Origin of the sequence: Mycobacterium sp., from assembly GCF_965277065.1 — a bacterium.
In the GTDB taxonomy this organism is placed as follows: Bacteria; Actinomycetota; Actinomycetes; order Mycobacteriales; family Mycobacteriaceae; genus Mycobacterium.
This window is the reverse complement of record NZ_CBDIBT010000017.1, coordinates 484,483-499,285: the sequence shown is the minus strand read 5'-3', so window position 1 is coordinate 499,285 and position 14,803 is coordinate 484,483. Positions and strand designations below refer to the sequence as shown.

Sequence of the window (14,803 nt, the reverse complement as noted above, 5' to 3'; positions counted from 1 at the left end):
GCCGGAGCGTTTTGAGTTGGCGGCCGGGGTGAGCCGAAAACCCGGCCGCGACGACGCCTGATCGGCGATAGGTCGCCCCGTCGACTTAGGCTGGTTGCCGAAATCGGAGATGAATGGACGGTGAACGATGTCGATGGCGGACGTGGCGGCGCTGCTCGCGCTGTGCGCTGCGTTGGCGTCGGCAATCGGCGACGTGATCCGTCAGCGATCGGCTCAGGAGATCACCGATAAGGACGTCGGCCACCTGGAGCTTTTCTGGCTGTCGGTGCGCGACCCGCGGTGGTGGATGGGCGGCTTGGGCGCGGTGGCCAACTACAGCCTGCAGGCCGGCGCGCTCGCGCTGGGTTCGGTGATGCTGGTGACCGCATTGCAGGTCACGGCGCTGCTGTTCGCTCTGCCGATCTACGCGCGGCTGGCCCATCACCGGGTCACGCCGTGGGAATGGACGTGGGCCGTGATGCTGGCCGGTTCGCTGGCGGTGCTGGTCACAGTAGGCGATCCAGACGCCGGGCGCGCGCGGGGCTCGCTGGGCAGTTGGCTGGTGGTCGCCGCCGTGATGGGTCCGCTCTTGGTGGTGTGCGTGCTGGGCGCGAGGTTGTGGGCCCGCAGCGCGGTTGCGCCCGTGCTGCTGGCGGTGGTGGCCGGTTCGTCGCTGGCGCTGTTCGCCGTGCTGACCAAAGGCGCCGTCGGCGCAGCATCGGGCGGTTTCGGGGCATTTCTGCGCGCGCCGGAGTCCTACTGCCTGTTGCCGGCCGCGCTGGCAGGGATGATCTTCCAGCAGTCGGCTTTTCGTGCCGGGGCATTGACCGCGTCGTTGCCCACGGTGACCGTCGCCAAGCCGGTAGTCGCCTCGCTGCTCGGCGTTCTGGTTCTCGGTGAGACGCTGAACGCCGGGGGCGCTCGGCTGTGGACGTTGCTCGGCGTGGGCGTGTTGGTGGTGATTTCCACGATCGCCCTGGCCCGGGGCGAGGCGGCGACCATCGCGGCCGGAGCCGGTCAGGACGTGGTCGTGTCTGAGAAAGAGCCGTCGAATCGCTGACCGCGCCGCGCCGCGCCGCGCCGGGGTTTTCATGGCCGACATCAGTACCGTGGCGTGGAAGAGATGACGTGAGGGGGTAGAACCGTGCCGAAAGCAGATATCGCTGTCGTGTTGGCATTAGCCGCTGCATTCGCGTCGGCGATCGGCAACGTGGCGCGGCAGCGGTCCGCTCATGAGGTCACTGAAGAGCGGGTCGGCTACTTGGCCCTGTTTTTCATGTCCTGGCGTAACCGCGACTGGCGGCTCGGGGCGGTGGCCGCGGTCGCCAACTACGGTCTGCAGGCCGGGGCGCTGAGCCTGGGCTCGGTGATTTTGGTGACCGGGCTGCAGGTGACGGCGTTGCTGTTCGCCTTACCGCTGTACGCGCGGATGAGCGGGGCTCCGGTGAGCCGGTGGGACTGGAGTTGGGCGGCGATCCTGGCGGCCGCACTGGCTGTCGTTGTGACTGTTGGAAATCCGGAGGCGGGGAACTCGCGTGCCTCGTTGCAGATGTGGCTGGTGGTCGCCGCCGTCGTGGGCCCGCTGGTGGGACTCTGTCTGCTCGGAGCGCGGCTATGGCCGGATCGGGCGGTCGCGGCGGTGCTGCTGGCCGCGGTGTCCGGCGCGTCGCTGGCGTTGTTCGCGGTGCTGGTCAAGGGTGCGGTCGACGCGGCCAAGGGCGGCATTGTGGCGCTGCTGGTCACTCCTGAGCTCTACGCCTGCATCGGCGCCGCCGTTGCCGGGATGGTGTTCCAGCAGTCGGCGTATCGGGGCGGCCCGCTCAACGCGTCGATGCCGACCATGACGGTGGCCAAGCCGACAGTGGGTGCGCTGTTGGGGGTGTTCGTCCTCGGCGAGACGGTGAACTCCGGCGACGAGACCGTATTCGTCCTCGGGATCGCGGTCGCGGTGATGGTGATCGCGACCGCTGCCCTGGCTCGGGGTGAGGCCAAAACCGTCGAAGCCCACACGGATACGTTCGCTGCGATCACGTCGACCCGTTAGTTTGGTGGCGTGCTGAGCGCCATCGCGATCATCCCGTCAGCGCCGGTGCTGGTTCCCGAGCTCGCCGGTCGGGCGGCCGACGAGGTGGCGGAGTTGCGGGCGGCGATGGTCGCCGCGGCCGCCACGCTGCCGCAACGGTGGGTTGTGGTCGGGGTGGGCGCCGGAGATGACGTCATCGGCCCTGAGGGCGTCGGGACGTTCGCCGGTTTCGGCGTCGACGTGCTGGTGCATCTTTCGCCGCAAGCCGGCGGGCCGCCGCGCGCGATGCCGCTGTGTGCACTGATCGGCGGCTGGATCCGTTCGCAGGCCCAGCCGGACGCGCGGGCGCAGGTCCGTATCTTCGCCGAAACCCACGACGCCGCCGCGGCGGTCGAGCTGGGCCGGCGGCTGCGCACAGAGATCGACCGGTCAACCGAGCCGACCGGTGTGCTGGTGGTCGCCGACGGCGCCAACACGTTGACTCCGGCCGCTCCCGGCGGTCATCAACCCGCCGACGTCGAGGTGCAAGTAGCCTTGGACGATGCACTGGCCGGCGGCGACGTGGCCGCATTGGTTCAGTTGCCCGCGCAGGTCAGGGGACGGGTTGCGTTCGGTGTTCTGGCGGGGCTGGCCGAGCCGGCGCCCCGGTCGGCGAAGGAGATCTATCGCGCGGCACCCTACGGCGTCGGGTACTTCGCCGGCGTCTGGCAGCCGTGAGGCCGGTGGCGATCGTCGGGCCAACTGGAACCGGCAAATCGCAACTGGCCCTTGATGTTGCGGAGCGGCTCGGCGGTGACGCCGAGATCGTCAACGCCGACGCGATGCAGTTCTACCGCGGCATGGACATCGGCACCGCGAAACTGCCCGTCGCGCAACGCCGCGGCATCCCGCATCATCAGCTCGATGTCCTCGATGTCACCGCAACCGCCTCGGTGGCCCGCTATCAGCGCGACGCCGCCCTCGAGGTCGAGGCGATTGCCGCGCGCGGCAACGTTCCAGTGTTGGTGGGCGGCTCGATGCTGTACGTCCAATCACTGCTCGACGACTGGTCGTTTCCGGCGACCGACCCCGCGGTGCGGGCGAAATGGGAGCAGCGGCTCGCCGAGGTCGGCGTCGGCGCCCTGCACGGCGAGCTGGCCGACCGCGACCCCGCTGCCGCGGCCTCGATTCTGGCGACCGATGGGCGGCGCGTCGTGCGCGCGTTGGAGGTGGTGGAACTGACCGGTCAACCGTTCGCCGCGTCGGCGCCCGTCATCGGTCCGCCACGATGGGACACGGTGATTATCGGATTAGATTGCGAGACAGAACTTCTCGACCAGCGACTGGCCCGGCGCACCGAGACGATGTTCACTCAAGGGCTCGTCGGCGAGGTGATCGCGCTGCTCGACCGCGGCCTGCGTGACGGCGTGACCGCGTCGCGGGCGCTGGGCTACGCCCAGGTTCTCGACGATCTCGACTCCGGCGGTGACGGCGACGCTGCCCGGGAGCCGACCTTCATCGGCACCCGACGCTATGTGCGCCGTCAGCGGTCGTGGTTTCGTCGCGACCACCGCATCCACTGGCTGGATGCGACCGCCAGCGGTAACGCCGAGGCGGCGTTGCAGACGTGGCGCCACGTATCCTGAGCAGGTGATCCGGTTTGCCAAAGGCCATGGCACCCAGAACGACTTCGTCGTGCTGGAAGACCTGGATGCTGCGCTGGCGTTGACGCCGGAGGCCGTGTCCGCATTGTGCGATCGACGCCGCGGCCTCGGTGCCGACGGCGTGCTGCGGGTCACCACCGCTGGGGCGGCGCTGGCAGCCGGCGTCTTCGACCGCATACCCGACGGCGTCAACGCCGACGACTGGTACATGGACTACCGCAACGCCGACGGGTCGATTGCGCAGATGTGCGGTAACGGGGTGCGGGTCTTCGCGCACTACCTGCGGGCCGGTGGCTTGGAGACCCTCGACGAATTCGTCGTCGGATCACTGGCCGGCCCGAGGCCCGTCCTCATGCAGCACGTCGATGCGACCAACGCCGATGTGCGGGTCGACATGGGCAAGGCCAACCGACTCGGCGAAGGGGGCAGCGCCTTCGAGGTGATTGTCGGCGGCCGGACCTTCAACGGCTTGGCGGTGGACGTCGGCAACCCACACCTGGCCTGCGTCGACTCTGCGCTCACTCCTCCGGCGCTGCGGGAGCTGGATGTCGCGTCGCCGGTCAGCTTCGATCACGACCAATTCCCCGATGGCGTCAACATCGAGATTCTCACCGCGCCGGTCGACGGCGTGGTGTGCATGCGGGTGCACGAGCGGGGAGTGGGCGAAACCCGTTCCTGTGGAACAGGAACCGTCGCCGCCGCCGTCGCCGCGCTCTCCCATGGCGGCGCGGCCAGCGGCACCCTGACCGTGCGGGTGCCCGGCGGCGACGTCGTCGTCACCGTCACCGAGGCCACCAGCTACCTGCGGGGGCCGTCGGTTCTGGTGGCCCACGGCGAACTCAGCGATCAATGGTGGCAGGAGGCGTCACGATAAATCGGATGCGAGCGGTCGCTTCGGCGGGCACCATCGGAAGTCGCCTATGACATATCCAGAATTGCCCAACATCCCGAGCACCGGTGAGCTCGCGCTTGACGATCGCGCAGCGTTACGCCGAGTCGCGGGGCTATCCACCGAACTCACCGACATCTCCGAAGTCGAGTACCGCCAACTGCGGCTCGAGCGGGTGGTGCTGGTCGGCGTGTGGACCGACGGCAGCGCCGCTGACGCCGACGCCAGCCTCGCCGAATTGGCCGCGCTCGCCGAAACCGCGGGATCTGAGGTGCTCGAAGGCATGGTCCAGCGGCGGACCAAGCCCGATCCCTCGACCTATATCGGGTCGGGTAAGGCGATCGAATTGCGTGACGTAGTGCTCGCCACCGGCGCCGACACCGTGATCTGCGACGGCGAACTGTCCCCGGCGCAGCTGAACGCGCTGGAGAAGGCCGTCAAGGTCAAGGTCATCGACCGCACCGCGCTGATCCTCGACATCTTCGCTCAGCATGCCACCAGCCGGGAGGGCAAGGCGCAGGTGTCGCTGGCGCAGATGGAGTACATGCTGCCGCGGCTGCGGGGCTGGGGTGAGTCGATGTCGCGGCAGGGCGGTGGCGCGGGCGGCAGCGGCGGCGGTGTGGGAACCCGCGGACCCGGTGAGACGAAGATCGAGACCGATCGGCGCCGGATCCGTGAGCGAATGTCGAAGCTGCGCCGCGAGATCAAGGATATGAAGCAGGTCCGCGACACCCAGCGCAGCCGCCGGCGGAGCAGCGAAACGCCGTCCATTGCGATTGTCGGCTACACCAACGCTGGAAAGTCCAGTCTGCTGAATGCGCTGACCGGCGCGGGGGTGCTGGTGCAGGACGCGCTGTTCGCCACCCTGGAACCCACTACGCGCCGTGGACAATTCGACGACGGGCGGGCGTTCGTGGTCAGTGACACGGTCGGTTTCGTCCGTCACCTCCCGACGCAATTGGTCGAGGCGTTCCGCTCGACGCTGGAAGAGGTGGTCGACGCTGATCTCCTGGTCCACGTCGTCGACGGCGCGGACGTCAACCCGCTGGCCCAGATCAGCGCGGTGCGGCAAGTGATCACCGAGGTCTTCGCCGATCATGACAGCGGCCCCGCGCCCGAGCTGATCGTCGTCAACAAGATCGACGCCGCAGGCGATTTGGCGTTGGCCAAGCTGCGCCGTGCGCTGCCTGGTGCGTTGTTCGTGTCAGCCCATACCGGCGACGGCGTCGAGGCACTGCGCCGGCGGATGTCCGAACTGGCCGCTCCCACCGACACCGCGGTCGACGTGGTGATCCCTTACGATCGCGGCGATCTGGTGTCGCGCGTGCACGCCGACGGCCGGGTTCAGGAGACCGAACACATCACCGACGGCACGCATATCAAGGCGCGCGTGCCGGTGGCGCTCGCCGCCAGCTTGCGCGAATTTTCGGCCACCTGACTCGGCCACCTGGCTCGGCCACCTCAAGGGGCCCCTGGATACAGAGAGCGCCGGAGTCCGATAGAAGGGTTTTTCGGGGCAACAAGACCGATTCGAACACCGCTTAATGGCAGGCAAAAATAGGCAGTAGCAACTTAATCCGGGAAGGTAGCCCGGCCTCCGGTCAGAGGACCAACTCGTAGACATCCTCGGCGGGAGCCGCCAGAATCCGGCGGGCCATCTCTACATTCAGTTCGTCGAGGTGCGCCTCCTCGGCCTGGTCGCGATCAGTTTTAGCGGTCAGCGCGAAGAATTTGTCGGTGATAAAGCCAGGGCGCATTAGCAGTGTCGCGGTGCGGCCCTTAAGGGTGACCTGAAAAACGAAGCCTTGCAGAATGCGTCCGCGCTCGGGTCGCACCAGAGCGGGTTCGACGGAATACCGGCCATCGGTCACCGCGCGGGTCACTGCCTCGATTCCGTCGCGAATACCTGGCTCGTCAAAAGCGGCGCGAATGCCAATTGATCGCCGCTGCGGCGGGTGATTAGGGGATAGCGCGGCGAAAGCCCGCTGCAGCACTTTGAGCGCGCTGGCTACGCCCGCCCGAGAAAACGGCCCGGCGTAACACAGCATGTCGGTGTAGGAGAATTCGAGCAATTGCCCGAGTTCCTGCACCAGGATTGTCTCGTCCACCCCGACGACTGTAGGCGCGGACCAGCACCCCGACCTACCAACCATCTGGTTGGTATATCTTGGGCGCAGAGTTCCCAACCCCGCCGGAGGTCATCTCATGGGTAGCGCCGTCAAATACCAGCGCACGCTGTTCGAGCCCGAACACGACTTGTTCCGCGAGTCGTACCGGTCGTTCCTGGAACGACACGTCGCGCCCTACCACGACGAATGGGAGAAGGAGAAGATCGTCGACCGGGGCGTATGGCTGGAAGCCGGTAAGCAGGGCTTTCTGGGCATGTCGATCCCCGAGGAGTACGGCGGCGGCGGCAATTCCGACTTCCGCTACAACACGATCATCACCGAGGAGACCACCTACGGCCGTTACAGCGGCATTGGTTTCGGTCTGCACAACGACATCGTCGCGCCGTACCTACTGCATCTGGCCACCGAGGAGCAGAAGCAGCGCTGGCTGCCGAAATTCTGCACAGGCGAGCTCATCACCGCGATCGCCATGACCGAGCCCGGCACCGGCAGCGATCTGCAGGGCATCAAGACCCGGGCGGTCAAGCACGACGACCATTACGTACTCAACGGCTCAAAGACGTTCATCACCAACGGCATCAACTCTGACCTGGTGCTCGTGGTGGCTCAGACCGATCCCGCCAAAGGCGCGCAAGGCTTTTCGCTGCTGGCCATCGAGCGCGGCATGGAGGGATTCGAGCGCGGCCGGCACCTGGACAAGATCGGCCTGGACGCTCAGGACACCGCCGAGCTGTCCTTCACCGACGTCAAGGTGCCCGTCGAGAACCTGGTGGGCGAGGAGGGTCAAGGTTTCATCTACCTGATGCAGAACCTGCCGCAGGAGCGTATCTCGATCGCCATCATGGCCATTGCGGCCATGGAGCAGGTGCTGGAGCAGACGCTGCAATACACCAAGGAGCGCAAGGCCTTCGGCAAGTCGATCGGCAGTTTCCAGAACAGCCGGTTTTTACTCGCCGAATTGGCGACCGAGGCCACCGTGGTCCGCATCATGGTCGACGAGTTCATCGCGCTGCACCTCGAAGGAGAGCTGACCGCCGAACAGGCCGCGATGGCCAAGTGGTACGCCACCGAGAAGCAGGTGTACCTGATCGACCGCTGCCTCCAGCTGCACGGTGGCTACGGCTACATGCGCGAATACCCGGTTGCACGTGCGTATCTCGATGCGCGCGTGCAGACCATCTACGGCGGTACCACCGAGATCATGAAAGAGATCATCGGCCGCAGCCTGGGCGTCTGACCGGGGCGGATTCTCTGCACGCGAAATACTCTGACTCGCCATAGCGATTCAACCGGGCGGCAGTCATTTCGAAAAATGGCCGCGAGGTGAGCGCACCGGCGAACAGAGATCGAGCTTCCCCACCCGAGGTCAGAGGTCCGCAAGCGCTCCTTCAGCGCAGTTTCGTCGGCCAATGTTGCCGCGCCGTGCACTCTTATATCGGCGGACCGTAATCTAAAGGGCGAACGACACAACCGGCCCTATGAATGGGAATTCGGCATCGACGCGATGACCATTCCGTAGGGTCTTCCTATGACTTCTCTCGCGTCGACGCCCGCAACAGAGTTGTGGCGGCCCGCAGGGCGGTTGACATTGGCCCAGTATTTCGGACTGGCGACTACGGGGAGGGCGGGATGACAAGGCAGCGAAGACGACCGCGCAGCTTCACCCGCGCGGTGCGTGGCCTGGTGGCGCTGGCAGCAGGACTCACCTGCATGGCTTTGCTGACACCCGTTGCGAACGCATCCCCGATAGGCGATGCCGACAACGCGATCACCGCAGCCTGGAAAGAAGCCGGTGGCGATACCTCGGACCTCGGTGCCAAGCAGGGTGAGTGCTACGTCGCCGGTCAGGGATTCGCTCAGGACTTCCTGCACGGCAAGATGTTCTTCACGCCGGCGAGCGGTCCCCGGTCGATGATGGGCGCCATCCTCGACAAATACGAAGCTCTTGGCGGTCCGGCAGCCTCGGACTTGGGCTTTCCGATCACCAGTGAAGTACGCGGGCTCGCCGGTCCCGACAGTCGGGTCAGTACGTTTTCGGCGAGCGACAAGCCACTGATCTACTGGACTGCCGACCACGGGGCGTTCGTCGTTCGCGGAGCGATCAACGCGGCGTGGGACAAGCTAGGCAGTTCGGGCGGCGCCTTGGGCGTCCCGATCGGCGACGAAACCTATGACGGCGAACTCGCGACCCAGGCGTTCAGCGGCGGCAAGGTGTCGTGGAACCGGCTGACCAAGGCGTTCACCACCGTCCCACCGGACCTGGCAGGTCAGCTCAGCGGGTTGCAGGTGCCGATCGATCCGACCGCAGACATCAACATGGCCTGGCGGGCCGCCGGCGGCGCCTCCGGTCCGCTGGGCGCCAAGCAAGGCGATCAATATCCGGTCGGCGCTGACGGGTTGGCTCAGAATTTCACCGGCGGGAAGATCTTCTTCAGCCCCGCTACGGGTGCCAATGCCGTCGAAACCGACATCTTGACCAAATACGAGGCGCTCGGCGGACCCGCGAACAGCGACCTCGGCTTCCCCATCTCCAACGAGGCCGACGGTACCGTCAAGCCGGCCAGCAAGGTGAGCCCCTTCTCCGCCAGCGACAAACCGGTGATCTTCTGGACCCCGGATCACGGCGCATTCGTGGTTCGCGGGGCCATTAGGGTCGCATGGGACAAACTCCTCGGTGCAACCGGCAAACTGGGCCCACCACTTGGCGATCAGGTGATCGCCAGGGACGTCGTGACGCAGAAGTTCACCGGCGGTCAGATCGCCTGGAACAAGACGAAGAACACCTTCACCACGCAACCGCCGAATTTGGCCTCGGCGCTTTCTGGTCTTCAGGTTCCGGGGCAGAAGACGCCGACCGGGTCGGCATCGCCCAACGCGGGGGTCAGCTGGCTGAACAGCCACTGGTTGTGGCTGGTGGCCGCTGCCGCCGCGCTGTTGCTGCTGACCCTGTCGGCGCTGCCGGCGCGCCGGTGGCGTCGGCGTCGTGGGGCGAAACGCGCCGCGAGATCCGACGACAGCGACCCGGACGACTCCGGTTATGAGGCCGTCACCGAATCCGTGGCGCAATGGTCGCCGGAGGCCGACAGCGACCTGGCGTCGTCGAGCTTGTCGCCGGAGTTTCGCCCGCGGCCGCGGACCGTGCGATTGCCCGGTCAGCCGTCCAGCGCGTGGATGCCGCCGGGGCGCAAGAGTCTCGTCGACGAGCTGCTCGCGGAGGACGAAACCGACAGTCCCGAAGAGTTTTCCGAATTCGACGAGCTCGGTCATGACCAGGACTTAGATCGCGGCCTGGGGTTCGAGCGCGATGTGGACGAGCACTTCGACGAGGATCCCGATGAGGTCGACACCGACCCGACCGGGATTCCGGTAGCCGACGCCGACGCTCGCGCCGGGCGGCACGCCGCCACGGACGGCGAGGACGCCTTGGTCACCGAGGCCGTACCGATACCGCGAATTGCGCCTGGGCAGTTAGCGATTCATCTTCCGATGGACGATCCGTACCAGGTACCGGACGGATACCCGGTCAAGGCCAACGCCAGCTCCGGGTTGTACTACATGCCCGACAGCGCCCTATACGAAGACACACAAGCCGAAATCTGGTTCGCCAGTGAGGAAGTCGCCACGGCGAACGGATTTCATAAGGCCGGGTAGCCGAAGCGGCGTCAGATCTTGCGGATGACCGTGACGACCTTGCCGAGCACAGCCGCGTCATTGCCCGGAATGGGATCGAACGCTGGGTTGTGTGGCATCAGCCAGACCTGGCCCCCGGTGCGCTTGAAGGTCTTGACGGTGGCCTCGCCGTCGATCATGGCTGCGACGATGTCGCCGTTGTCGGCCACATTCTGCTGACGGACAACCACCCAGTCGCCGTCGCAGATGGCCGCGTCAACCATCGACTCGCCAACCACCTTCAAGAGGAAAAGCGCGCCCTCGCCGACAAGTTCGCGCGGCAGCGGAAAGACATCCTCGACCGCTTCTTCGGCCAGAATTGGGCCACCGGCAGCGATTCGGCCCAGTACGGGAACGTACGTCGGCTCCGGCAGCGCGTCCGAGCCGGCGACATCGGTGACCACCGGTGTCCTCGACGCATCGTCGGCGGAGCGGACATCGACGGCGCGCGGGCGATTCGGGTCGCGGCGGAGATACCCCTTCTTCTCCAGCGTGCGCAGTTGGTGCGCCACCGACGAGGTCGACGTCAGGCCGACGGCATCACCGATTTCCCGAATGCTGGGGGGATAGCCACGGCTGGTGACCGAGGCGCGAATGACGTCAAGGATGGTGCGCTGGCGCGGCGTCAGCAACGACTCCGCAGGTCGCATGGCACGGTCGGAGTCGGCGCTCGAACTATCGCTATCGCTCATGCGAACGAATGTAACGGCATTTTGCCTGGATTTCAAACATGTGTTCGAGGTATGTCGCGTTTTCGACCCAAGTGAGCCCGTGAACCTTGTCGGTGGCCCGTCTTATCATCGTTGGCGTGTGCAACAGTTCGATCACATGTTCGGTATTCGAACACACTATCGACTATTATTCGAACAAGTGATCGACCACGAGCCGACTGGAGGAACGCACATGATGCACATTGAGACGATTTCGGCGAGAACATCGATCCGGGTTCGCCCGGTTCAGGTACGTCCGGCGGGCCGTGGTGGACGCCTGGGAACAAGAGGCCCGCTACCCTCCCGGCCGGTCGCGGCGCCTCCCCGTTACCGGGGCACGGGCGTGTTGATGTCGACGGCGTCGCACCGGCCTCGCCCGATCACTCCGGCGACGACCGTGGCGCTCGCCTTGGTCGCGGCAGGCATCACGGTGTGGCTGGGATTCGTGGCGCACTTCGGCGGCATGCTGCATGCCGGCCCGGAGAAGGCTGCGGTCCAGATGCCGGACCGGCTCGCTGTGGTGCGGGTTGAGCCTGGGGAGACGCTGCAGCGCTTGGCCGCTCGGGTCGCCCCGGATGCCCCGACCGCGCAGGTGACCGCCCGCATCCGCGAACTGAACGAACTCGACTCGTCCGCGGTGACCGCCGGCCAGACGTTGATCGCGCCGGTGGGCTGAGCAGCTACCAGCCGCGACACTCGAGGATGTCAGGCCCGCGCGCGGGAGCGCAGGTACGCTCGAGGTGGCCTGGGACATTCCGAGGTCAGCGGGGCGAAGGAGCGGCCATGCACTGTCCGTTCTGTCGCAATCCGGATTCTCGAGTCGTCGATTCCCGCGAAACAGATGAGGGACAGGCGATCCGGCGCCGTCGGTCCTGCCCGGAGTGCGGCCGGCGATTCACCACCGTGGAAACCGCGGTGCTGGCGGTTGTCAAGCGCAGCGGCGTCACCGAACCGTTCAGCCGCGAGAAGGTCATGCGCGGGGTGCGGCGCGCGTGCCAGGGCCGTCAGGTCGACGACGACGCACTGAATCTGCTGGCGCAGCAAGTCGAAGATGCCGTGCGCGCCGGCGGGTCGGCGGAGATTCCCAGTAACGAGGTAGGCCTTGCGATCCTCGGCCCACTGCGAGAACTCGATGAAGTGGCTTACTTGCGATTTGCTTCCGTGTACCGGTCTTTCGAGTCCGCTGAGGATTTCGAGCGTGAGATCAAGGCGTTGCGTACCCACCGGAAGGTGCCCGCGTCCGGTTGACCGGCATCGTAAGGTCGGACCATGACGCAAGTCGTGCGAACCCAGGTGTGTGTTGCCGGCGGTGGCCCCGCGGGAATGGTTCATGCGCTCCTGCTGGCCCGTGCCGGAATCGACGTCACCGTGTTGGAGAAACACAACGACTTTCTGCGCGACTTCCGTGGCGACACTGTGCATCCAAGCACGCTGCGGGTCATGGACGAACTGGGGCTCATCGATGAGTTTCTGCGTCTCCCGCACACCAAAGTCACGCGTCTGGCGTTCAACACCGACGGGACGCTACGAACGTTCGGGAACTTCAGCGCACTCTCACGGCTAGGTTTCAAACAGCCCTACATCGCGCTGATGCCGCAATGGGACTTCCTGGACTTCCTCGCCGAAAAGGCCAGCGCTTACCCGGAATTCACGTTGATCCGCAATGCCGAGGTGACGGACCTGGTGTTCGACGGCGACCGCGTCGTGGGGGTGCGTACACCAGAACTCGAGGTCCGCTGCGATCTTGTGATCGGTGCCGACGGACGCAAATCTGCGGTGCGCGCCGCGGCGGGTTTGCCGATTGGCAGCGCGAATTCGCCGATAGACGTCTTGTGGTTCCGGCTGAACTGGCGTCCGGGCGACCCTCGAGAACTCGTCGGGGTGGTCCGCAAGGGTCTGATGATGGCCATGATCTATCGGGGCGACTATTGGCAAATCGCCTACGTGATGCCCAAGGGTTCGAACCCGCTCGACGGATCGCTGGAGGCGTTCAAAGAGCGGCTGGTCTCGGTGCAGCCCAACTTGGCCGACCACGTCAACGACCTGCACTCGTGGAATGACACCAGCCAACTCGATGTGCGGGTGGATCGGCTGAAAACCTGGTGGCGCAAAGGTCTGCTGTGTATCGGTGACGCCGCGCATGCGATGTCGCCGGTCGGTGGGGTCGGCATCAACCTCGCGGTCGCCGACGCCGTTGCCGCCGCGAACATCCTCTGCGGCCCGTTACGTGAAAACCGGTTGACCGAAGCCGATCTCGCAAAGGTGCAGCGCCGTCGTGAGCTTCCGGCCCGAATCATCCAGGCCGGTCAAGTATTCGTGCAAAACAACGCGATCGAACCGAACCTGGCCGGTGACCTGTCGCCGATTCGGGTTCCGAGGATCGTCGGACGGGGACCGTTGCAGTTCATCCCGCCGATCATCGTCGGTCGCGGGTTCCGTCCCGAGCACGTCCGCACGCCCGACGCTCACGCCGCGTAGCCGGTGCGTCACCGGCTGTTGCGTTGTGTCCGGTTCCTCAGCGGCCCATTTTGGGCCGCATCGTCGCCGGACTAGGCTGACCGAATGCCGCCCGAGCTGCATCCCAACCTGATGGCGCTGGCGCCGTTGCTCGGGACCTGGCAGGGGTGCGGATCCGGCGAATACCCCACCATCGAGCCGTTCGACTACCTCGAAGAGGTCACGTTTTCCCATCTGGGAAAACCGTTTTTGATCTACGGGCAGAAGACCAAAGCCGCAGCCGACGGGGCACCGCTGCACGCTGAAACCGGCTATCTCCGCGTGCCGCGATTCAACGAGATCGAACTCGTGCTGGCACATCCCAGCGGCATCACCGAGATCGAGGTCGGCAGATTCATCGCCGACGGCGCCACGATCGAGCTTGAGATGTCGACGACCCAGATCGGCGTGGCACCGACCGCCAAGGAAGTGACAGCTCTTGGTCGCCGCTTCCGGCTCGATGGCGACGAACTCTCCTACACCGTGGAGATGGGTGCTGTCGGACAGCCGCTGCAGCATCACCTTTCAGCGGTACTGCACCGCAAAGGTTAAGAAGTCCGCCGCACGCAGTCAGCCACCACACGACCGCCGACCCGCATCCAACCCTGCGGACTCCAGGTCGTTTCGATCACCGATCCCGTGCCCTGGGTGATGTGCAGGTCACGGCTGAGATAGTCGGTGATCCGTACCGCCGCCGAGCCCGTCGCTTCGTCTTCTACCACACCGAGATTGGCGCGAACATCCGCGAGCGCAGCTTTCCGGCGGCTTCGTCAGTCCACACCCACAGATAGTGCGCGACGTCATCCGCGAAATCGGCCGGGTCGGCGGCAGCAAGCTCGTTGACACTGTCCAGATCGTGAATGGCGAACTCCGGCGACCACTCCGAACGGGCGCTGACACTGATGACATCGCCGTCATAGTGGACCTGCACCACGCCTGCCGGCACACGCATTGTGCGAATAGGTGCGCCGATGGATCGCAGCCACCACGACGCCCCGACCGTCGGATGCCCGGCGGACGGCAACTCGATAAGCGGTGTATAGATCCGCCCATCAGCGGTCATGGCGCCGGCAGCGGGGAGGCTGACGAAAATTGTTTCGCTGTAACCCAATTCGGTTGCAACACGCTGGTGTTGATCAGGTTCGACAGTAGCGGCGTCGACGACGCCGAGCGGATTGCCGAAGCTGCCTTCGGCGTCCGTGAATACTCGCAACACTGTCACGTCGACGCTCATGAGAGCGACTGTACGACGTCACCGAGGCTCA

14 protein-coding genes and 1 pseudogene are annotated in these 14,803 nt (G+C 65.7%); 12 read left to right on the top strand and 3 right to left on the bottom strand.

Features of this window, described 5'->3' with window-relative positions; all coding sequences use genetic code 11:
• The first annotated feature begins 127 nt into the window (after positions 1-127).
• From ACQY5A_RS10905 to hflX, 6 genes are all read left to right on the top strand, one after another.
• Positions 128-1,039, top strand: coding sequence for a DMT family transporter (locus ACQY5A_RS10905; protein WP_428340360.1), 912 nt, complete (start codon positions 128-130; stop codon positions 1,037-1,039).
• 84 nt (positions 1,040-1,123) lie between these two features.
• The gene (locus ACQY5A_RS10900) at positions 1,124-2,023 is read left to right on the top strand and encodes a DMT family transporter (RefSeq protein ID WP_428340359.1); all 900 of its coding nucleotides are present in this window, start codon (positions 1,124-1,126) and stop codon (positions 2,021-2,023) included.
• A gap of 9 nt (positions 2,024-2,032) precedes the next feature.
• Positions 2,033-2,719 carry a hypothetical protein gene (locus ACQY5A_RS10895; protein ID WP_428340358.1) on the top strand — a complete coding sequence of 229 codons (687 nt, stop codon included), beginning with the start codon at positions 2,033-2,035 and terminating at the stop codon, positions 2,717-2,719.
• Positions 2,716-3,627: a tRNA (adenosine(37)-N6)-dimethylallyltransferase MiaA gene (miaA, locus tag ACQY5A_RS10890; RefSeq protein ID WP_428340357.1), complete on the top strand. Its 912-nt coding sequence runs from the start codon at positions 2,716-2,718 to the stop codon at positions 3,625-3,627. Before ACQY5A_RS10895 ends, miaA begins: the two co-directional genes overlap by 4 nt.
• A gap of 7 nt (positions 3,628-3,634) precedes the next feature.
• On the top strand, positions 3,635-4,519 hold the full coding sequence (dapF, locus tag ACQY5A_RS10885; RefSeq protein WP_428340483.1) for a diaminopimelate epimerase: 885 nt from the start codon (positions 3,635-3,637) through the stop codon (positions 4,517-4,519).
• Positions 4,520-4,565: 46 nt separating this feature from the next.
• Positions 4,566-5,972 (top strand): GTPase HflX, encoded by a 1,407-nt coding sequence (hflX, locus tag ACQY5A_RS10880; RefSeq protein ID WP_428340356.1) that lies wholly within the window; start codon positions 4,566-4,568, stop codon positions 5,970-5,972.
• Between the two features lie 163 nt (positions 5,973-6,135).
• Here the strand turns inward: hflX and ACQY5A_RS10875 are convergent, their stop codons facing one another.
• A complete protein-coding gene (locus tag ACQY5A_RS10875; protein WP_428340355.1) occupies positions 6,136-6,642 on the bottom strand; it encodes a hypothetical protein in 507 nt (168 codons plus the stop codon).
• Positions 6,643-6,739: 97 nt separating this feature from the next.
• On the opposite strand from ACQY5A_RS10875, the gene ACQY5A_RS10870 reads away from it, so the two are divergent.
• A complete protein-coding gene (locus tag ACQY5A_RS10870; protein ID WP_428340354.1) occupies positions 6,740-7,900 on the top strand; it encodes an acyl-CoA dehydrogenase family protein in 1,161 nt (386 codons plus the stop codon).
• A 392-nt stretch (positions 7,901-8,292) separates the two neighbouring features.
• Positions 8,293-10,314, top strand: coding sequence for an LGFP repeat-containing protein (locus ACQY5A_RS10865; RefSeq protein WP_428340353.1), 2,022 nt, complete (start codon positions 8,293-8,295; stop codon positions 10,312-10,314).
• Positions 10,315-10,325: 11 nt separating this feature from the next.
• Here the strand turns inward: ACQY5A_RS10865 and lexA are convergent, their stop codons facing one another.
• A complete protein-coding gene (lexA, locus tag ACQY5A_RS10860) occupies positions 10,326-11,024 on the bottom strand; it encodes a transcriptional repressor LexA (protein WP_428340352.1) in 699 nt (232 codons plus the stop codon).
• 211 nt (positions 11,025-11,235) lie between these two features.
• Here lexA and ACQY5A_RS10855 point away from each other — a divergent pair, with 211 nt between their 5' ends.
• The 4 genes from ACQY5A_RS10855 to ACQY5A_RS10840 all read left to right on the top strand — a co-directional run bounded on the left by ACQY5A_RS10855 (position 11,236) and on the right by ACQY5A_RS10840 (position 14,090).
• Positions 11,236-11,718, top strand: a complete 483-nt coding sequence (locus tag ACQY5A_RS10855) for a LysM peptidoglycan-binding domain-containing protein (RefSeq protein WP_428340351.1) — start codon at positions 11,236-11,238, stop codon at positions 11,716-11,718.
• A 107-nt stretch (positions 11,719-11,825) separates the two neighbouring features.
• On the top strand, positions 11,826-12,290 hold the full coding sequence (gene nrdR, locus ACQY5A_RS10850; protein WP_428340350.1) for a transcriptional regulator NrdR: 465 nt from the start codon (positions 11,826-11,828) through the stop codon (positions 12,288-12,290).
• A gap of 21 nt (positions 12,291-12,311) precedes the next feature.
• The gene (locus tag ACQY5A_RS10845) at positions 12,312-13,520 is read left to right on the top strand and encodes an FAD-dependent oxidoreductase (protein ID WP_428340349.1); all 1,209 of its coding nucleotides are present in this window, start codon (positions 12,312-12,314) and stop codon (positions 13,518-13,520) included.
• 84 nt (positions 13,521-13,604) lie between these two features.
• Complete coding sequence (locus ACQY5A_RS10840) at positions 13,605-14,090, top strand: peroxynitrite isomerase (RefSeq protein ID WP_428340348.1); 486 nt, start codon at positions 13,605-13,607, stop codon at positions 14,088-14,090.
• Here ACQY5A_RS10840 and ACQY5A_RS10835 read toward each other — a convergent pair.
• A pseudogene (locus ACQY5A_RS10835) lies at positions 14,087-14,772 on the bottom strand (PhzF family phenazine biosynthesis protein). The gene ACQY5A_RS10840 and the pseudogene ACQY5A_RS10835 sit on opposite strands and share 4 nt — an antisense overlap.
• Positions 14,773-14,803 lie beyond the last annotated feature (31 nt).

Excerpts from the sequence above, each read along its gene's own strand:
- ACQY5A_RS10905 (WP_428340360.1), top strand. The coding sequence starts at position 128 with ATGTCGATGGCGGACGTGGCGGCGCTGCTCGCGCTGTGCGCTGCGTTG.
- hflX (WP_428340356.1), top strand. The coding sequence starts at position 4,566 with ATGACATATCCAGAATTGCCCAACATCCCGAGCACCGGTGAGCTCGCG.
- ACQY5A_RS10870 (WP_428340354.1), top strand. The coding sequence starts at position 6,740 with ATGGGTAGCGCCGTCAAATACCAGCGCACGCTGTTCGAGCCCGAACAC.
- ACQY5A_RS10865 (WP_428340353.1), top strand. The coding sequence starts at position 8,293 with ATGACAAGGCAGCGAAGACGACCGCGCAGCTTCACCCGCGCGGTGCGT.
- lexA (WP_428340352.1), bottom strand. The coding sequence starts at position 11,024 with ATGAGCGATAGCGATAGTTCGAGCGCCGACTCCGACCGTGCCATGCGA.
- ACQY5A_RS10855 (WP_428340351.1), top strand. The coding sequence starts at position 11,236 with ATGATGCACATTGAGACGATTTCGGCGAGAACATCGATCCGGGTTCGC.
- nrdR (WP_428340350.1), top strand. The coding sequence starts at position 11,826 with ATGCACTGTCCGTTCTGTCGCAATCCGGATTCTCGAGTCGTCGATTCC.
- ACQY5A_RS10845 (WP_428340349.1), top strand. The coding sequence starts at position 12,312 with ATGACGCAAGTCGTGCGAACCCAGGTGTGTGTTGCCGGCGGTGGCCCC.
- ACQY5A_RS10840 (WP_428340348.1), top strand. The coding sequence starts at position 13,605 with ATGCCGCCCGAGCTGCATCCCAACCTGATGGCGCTGGCGCCGTTGCTC.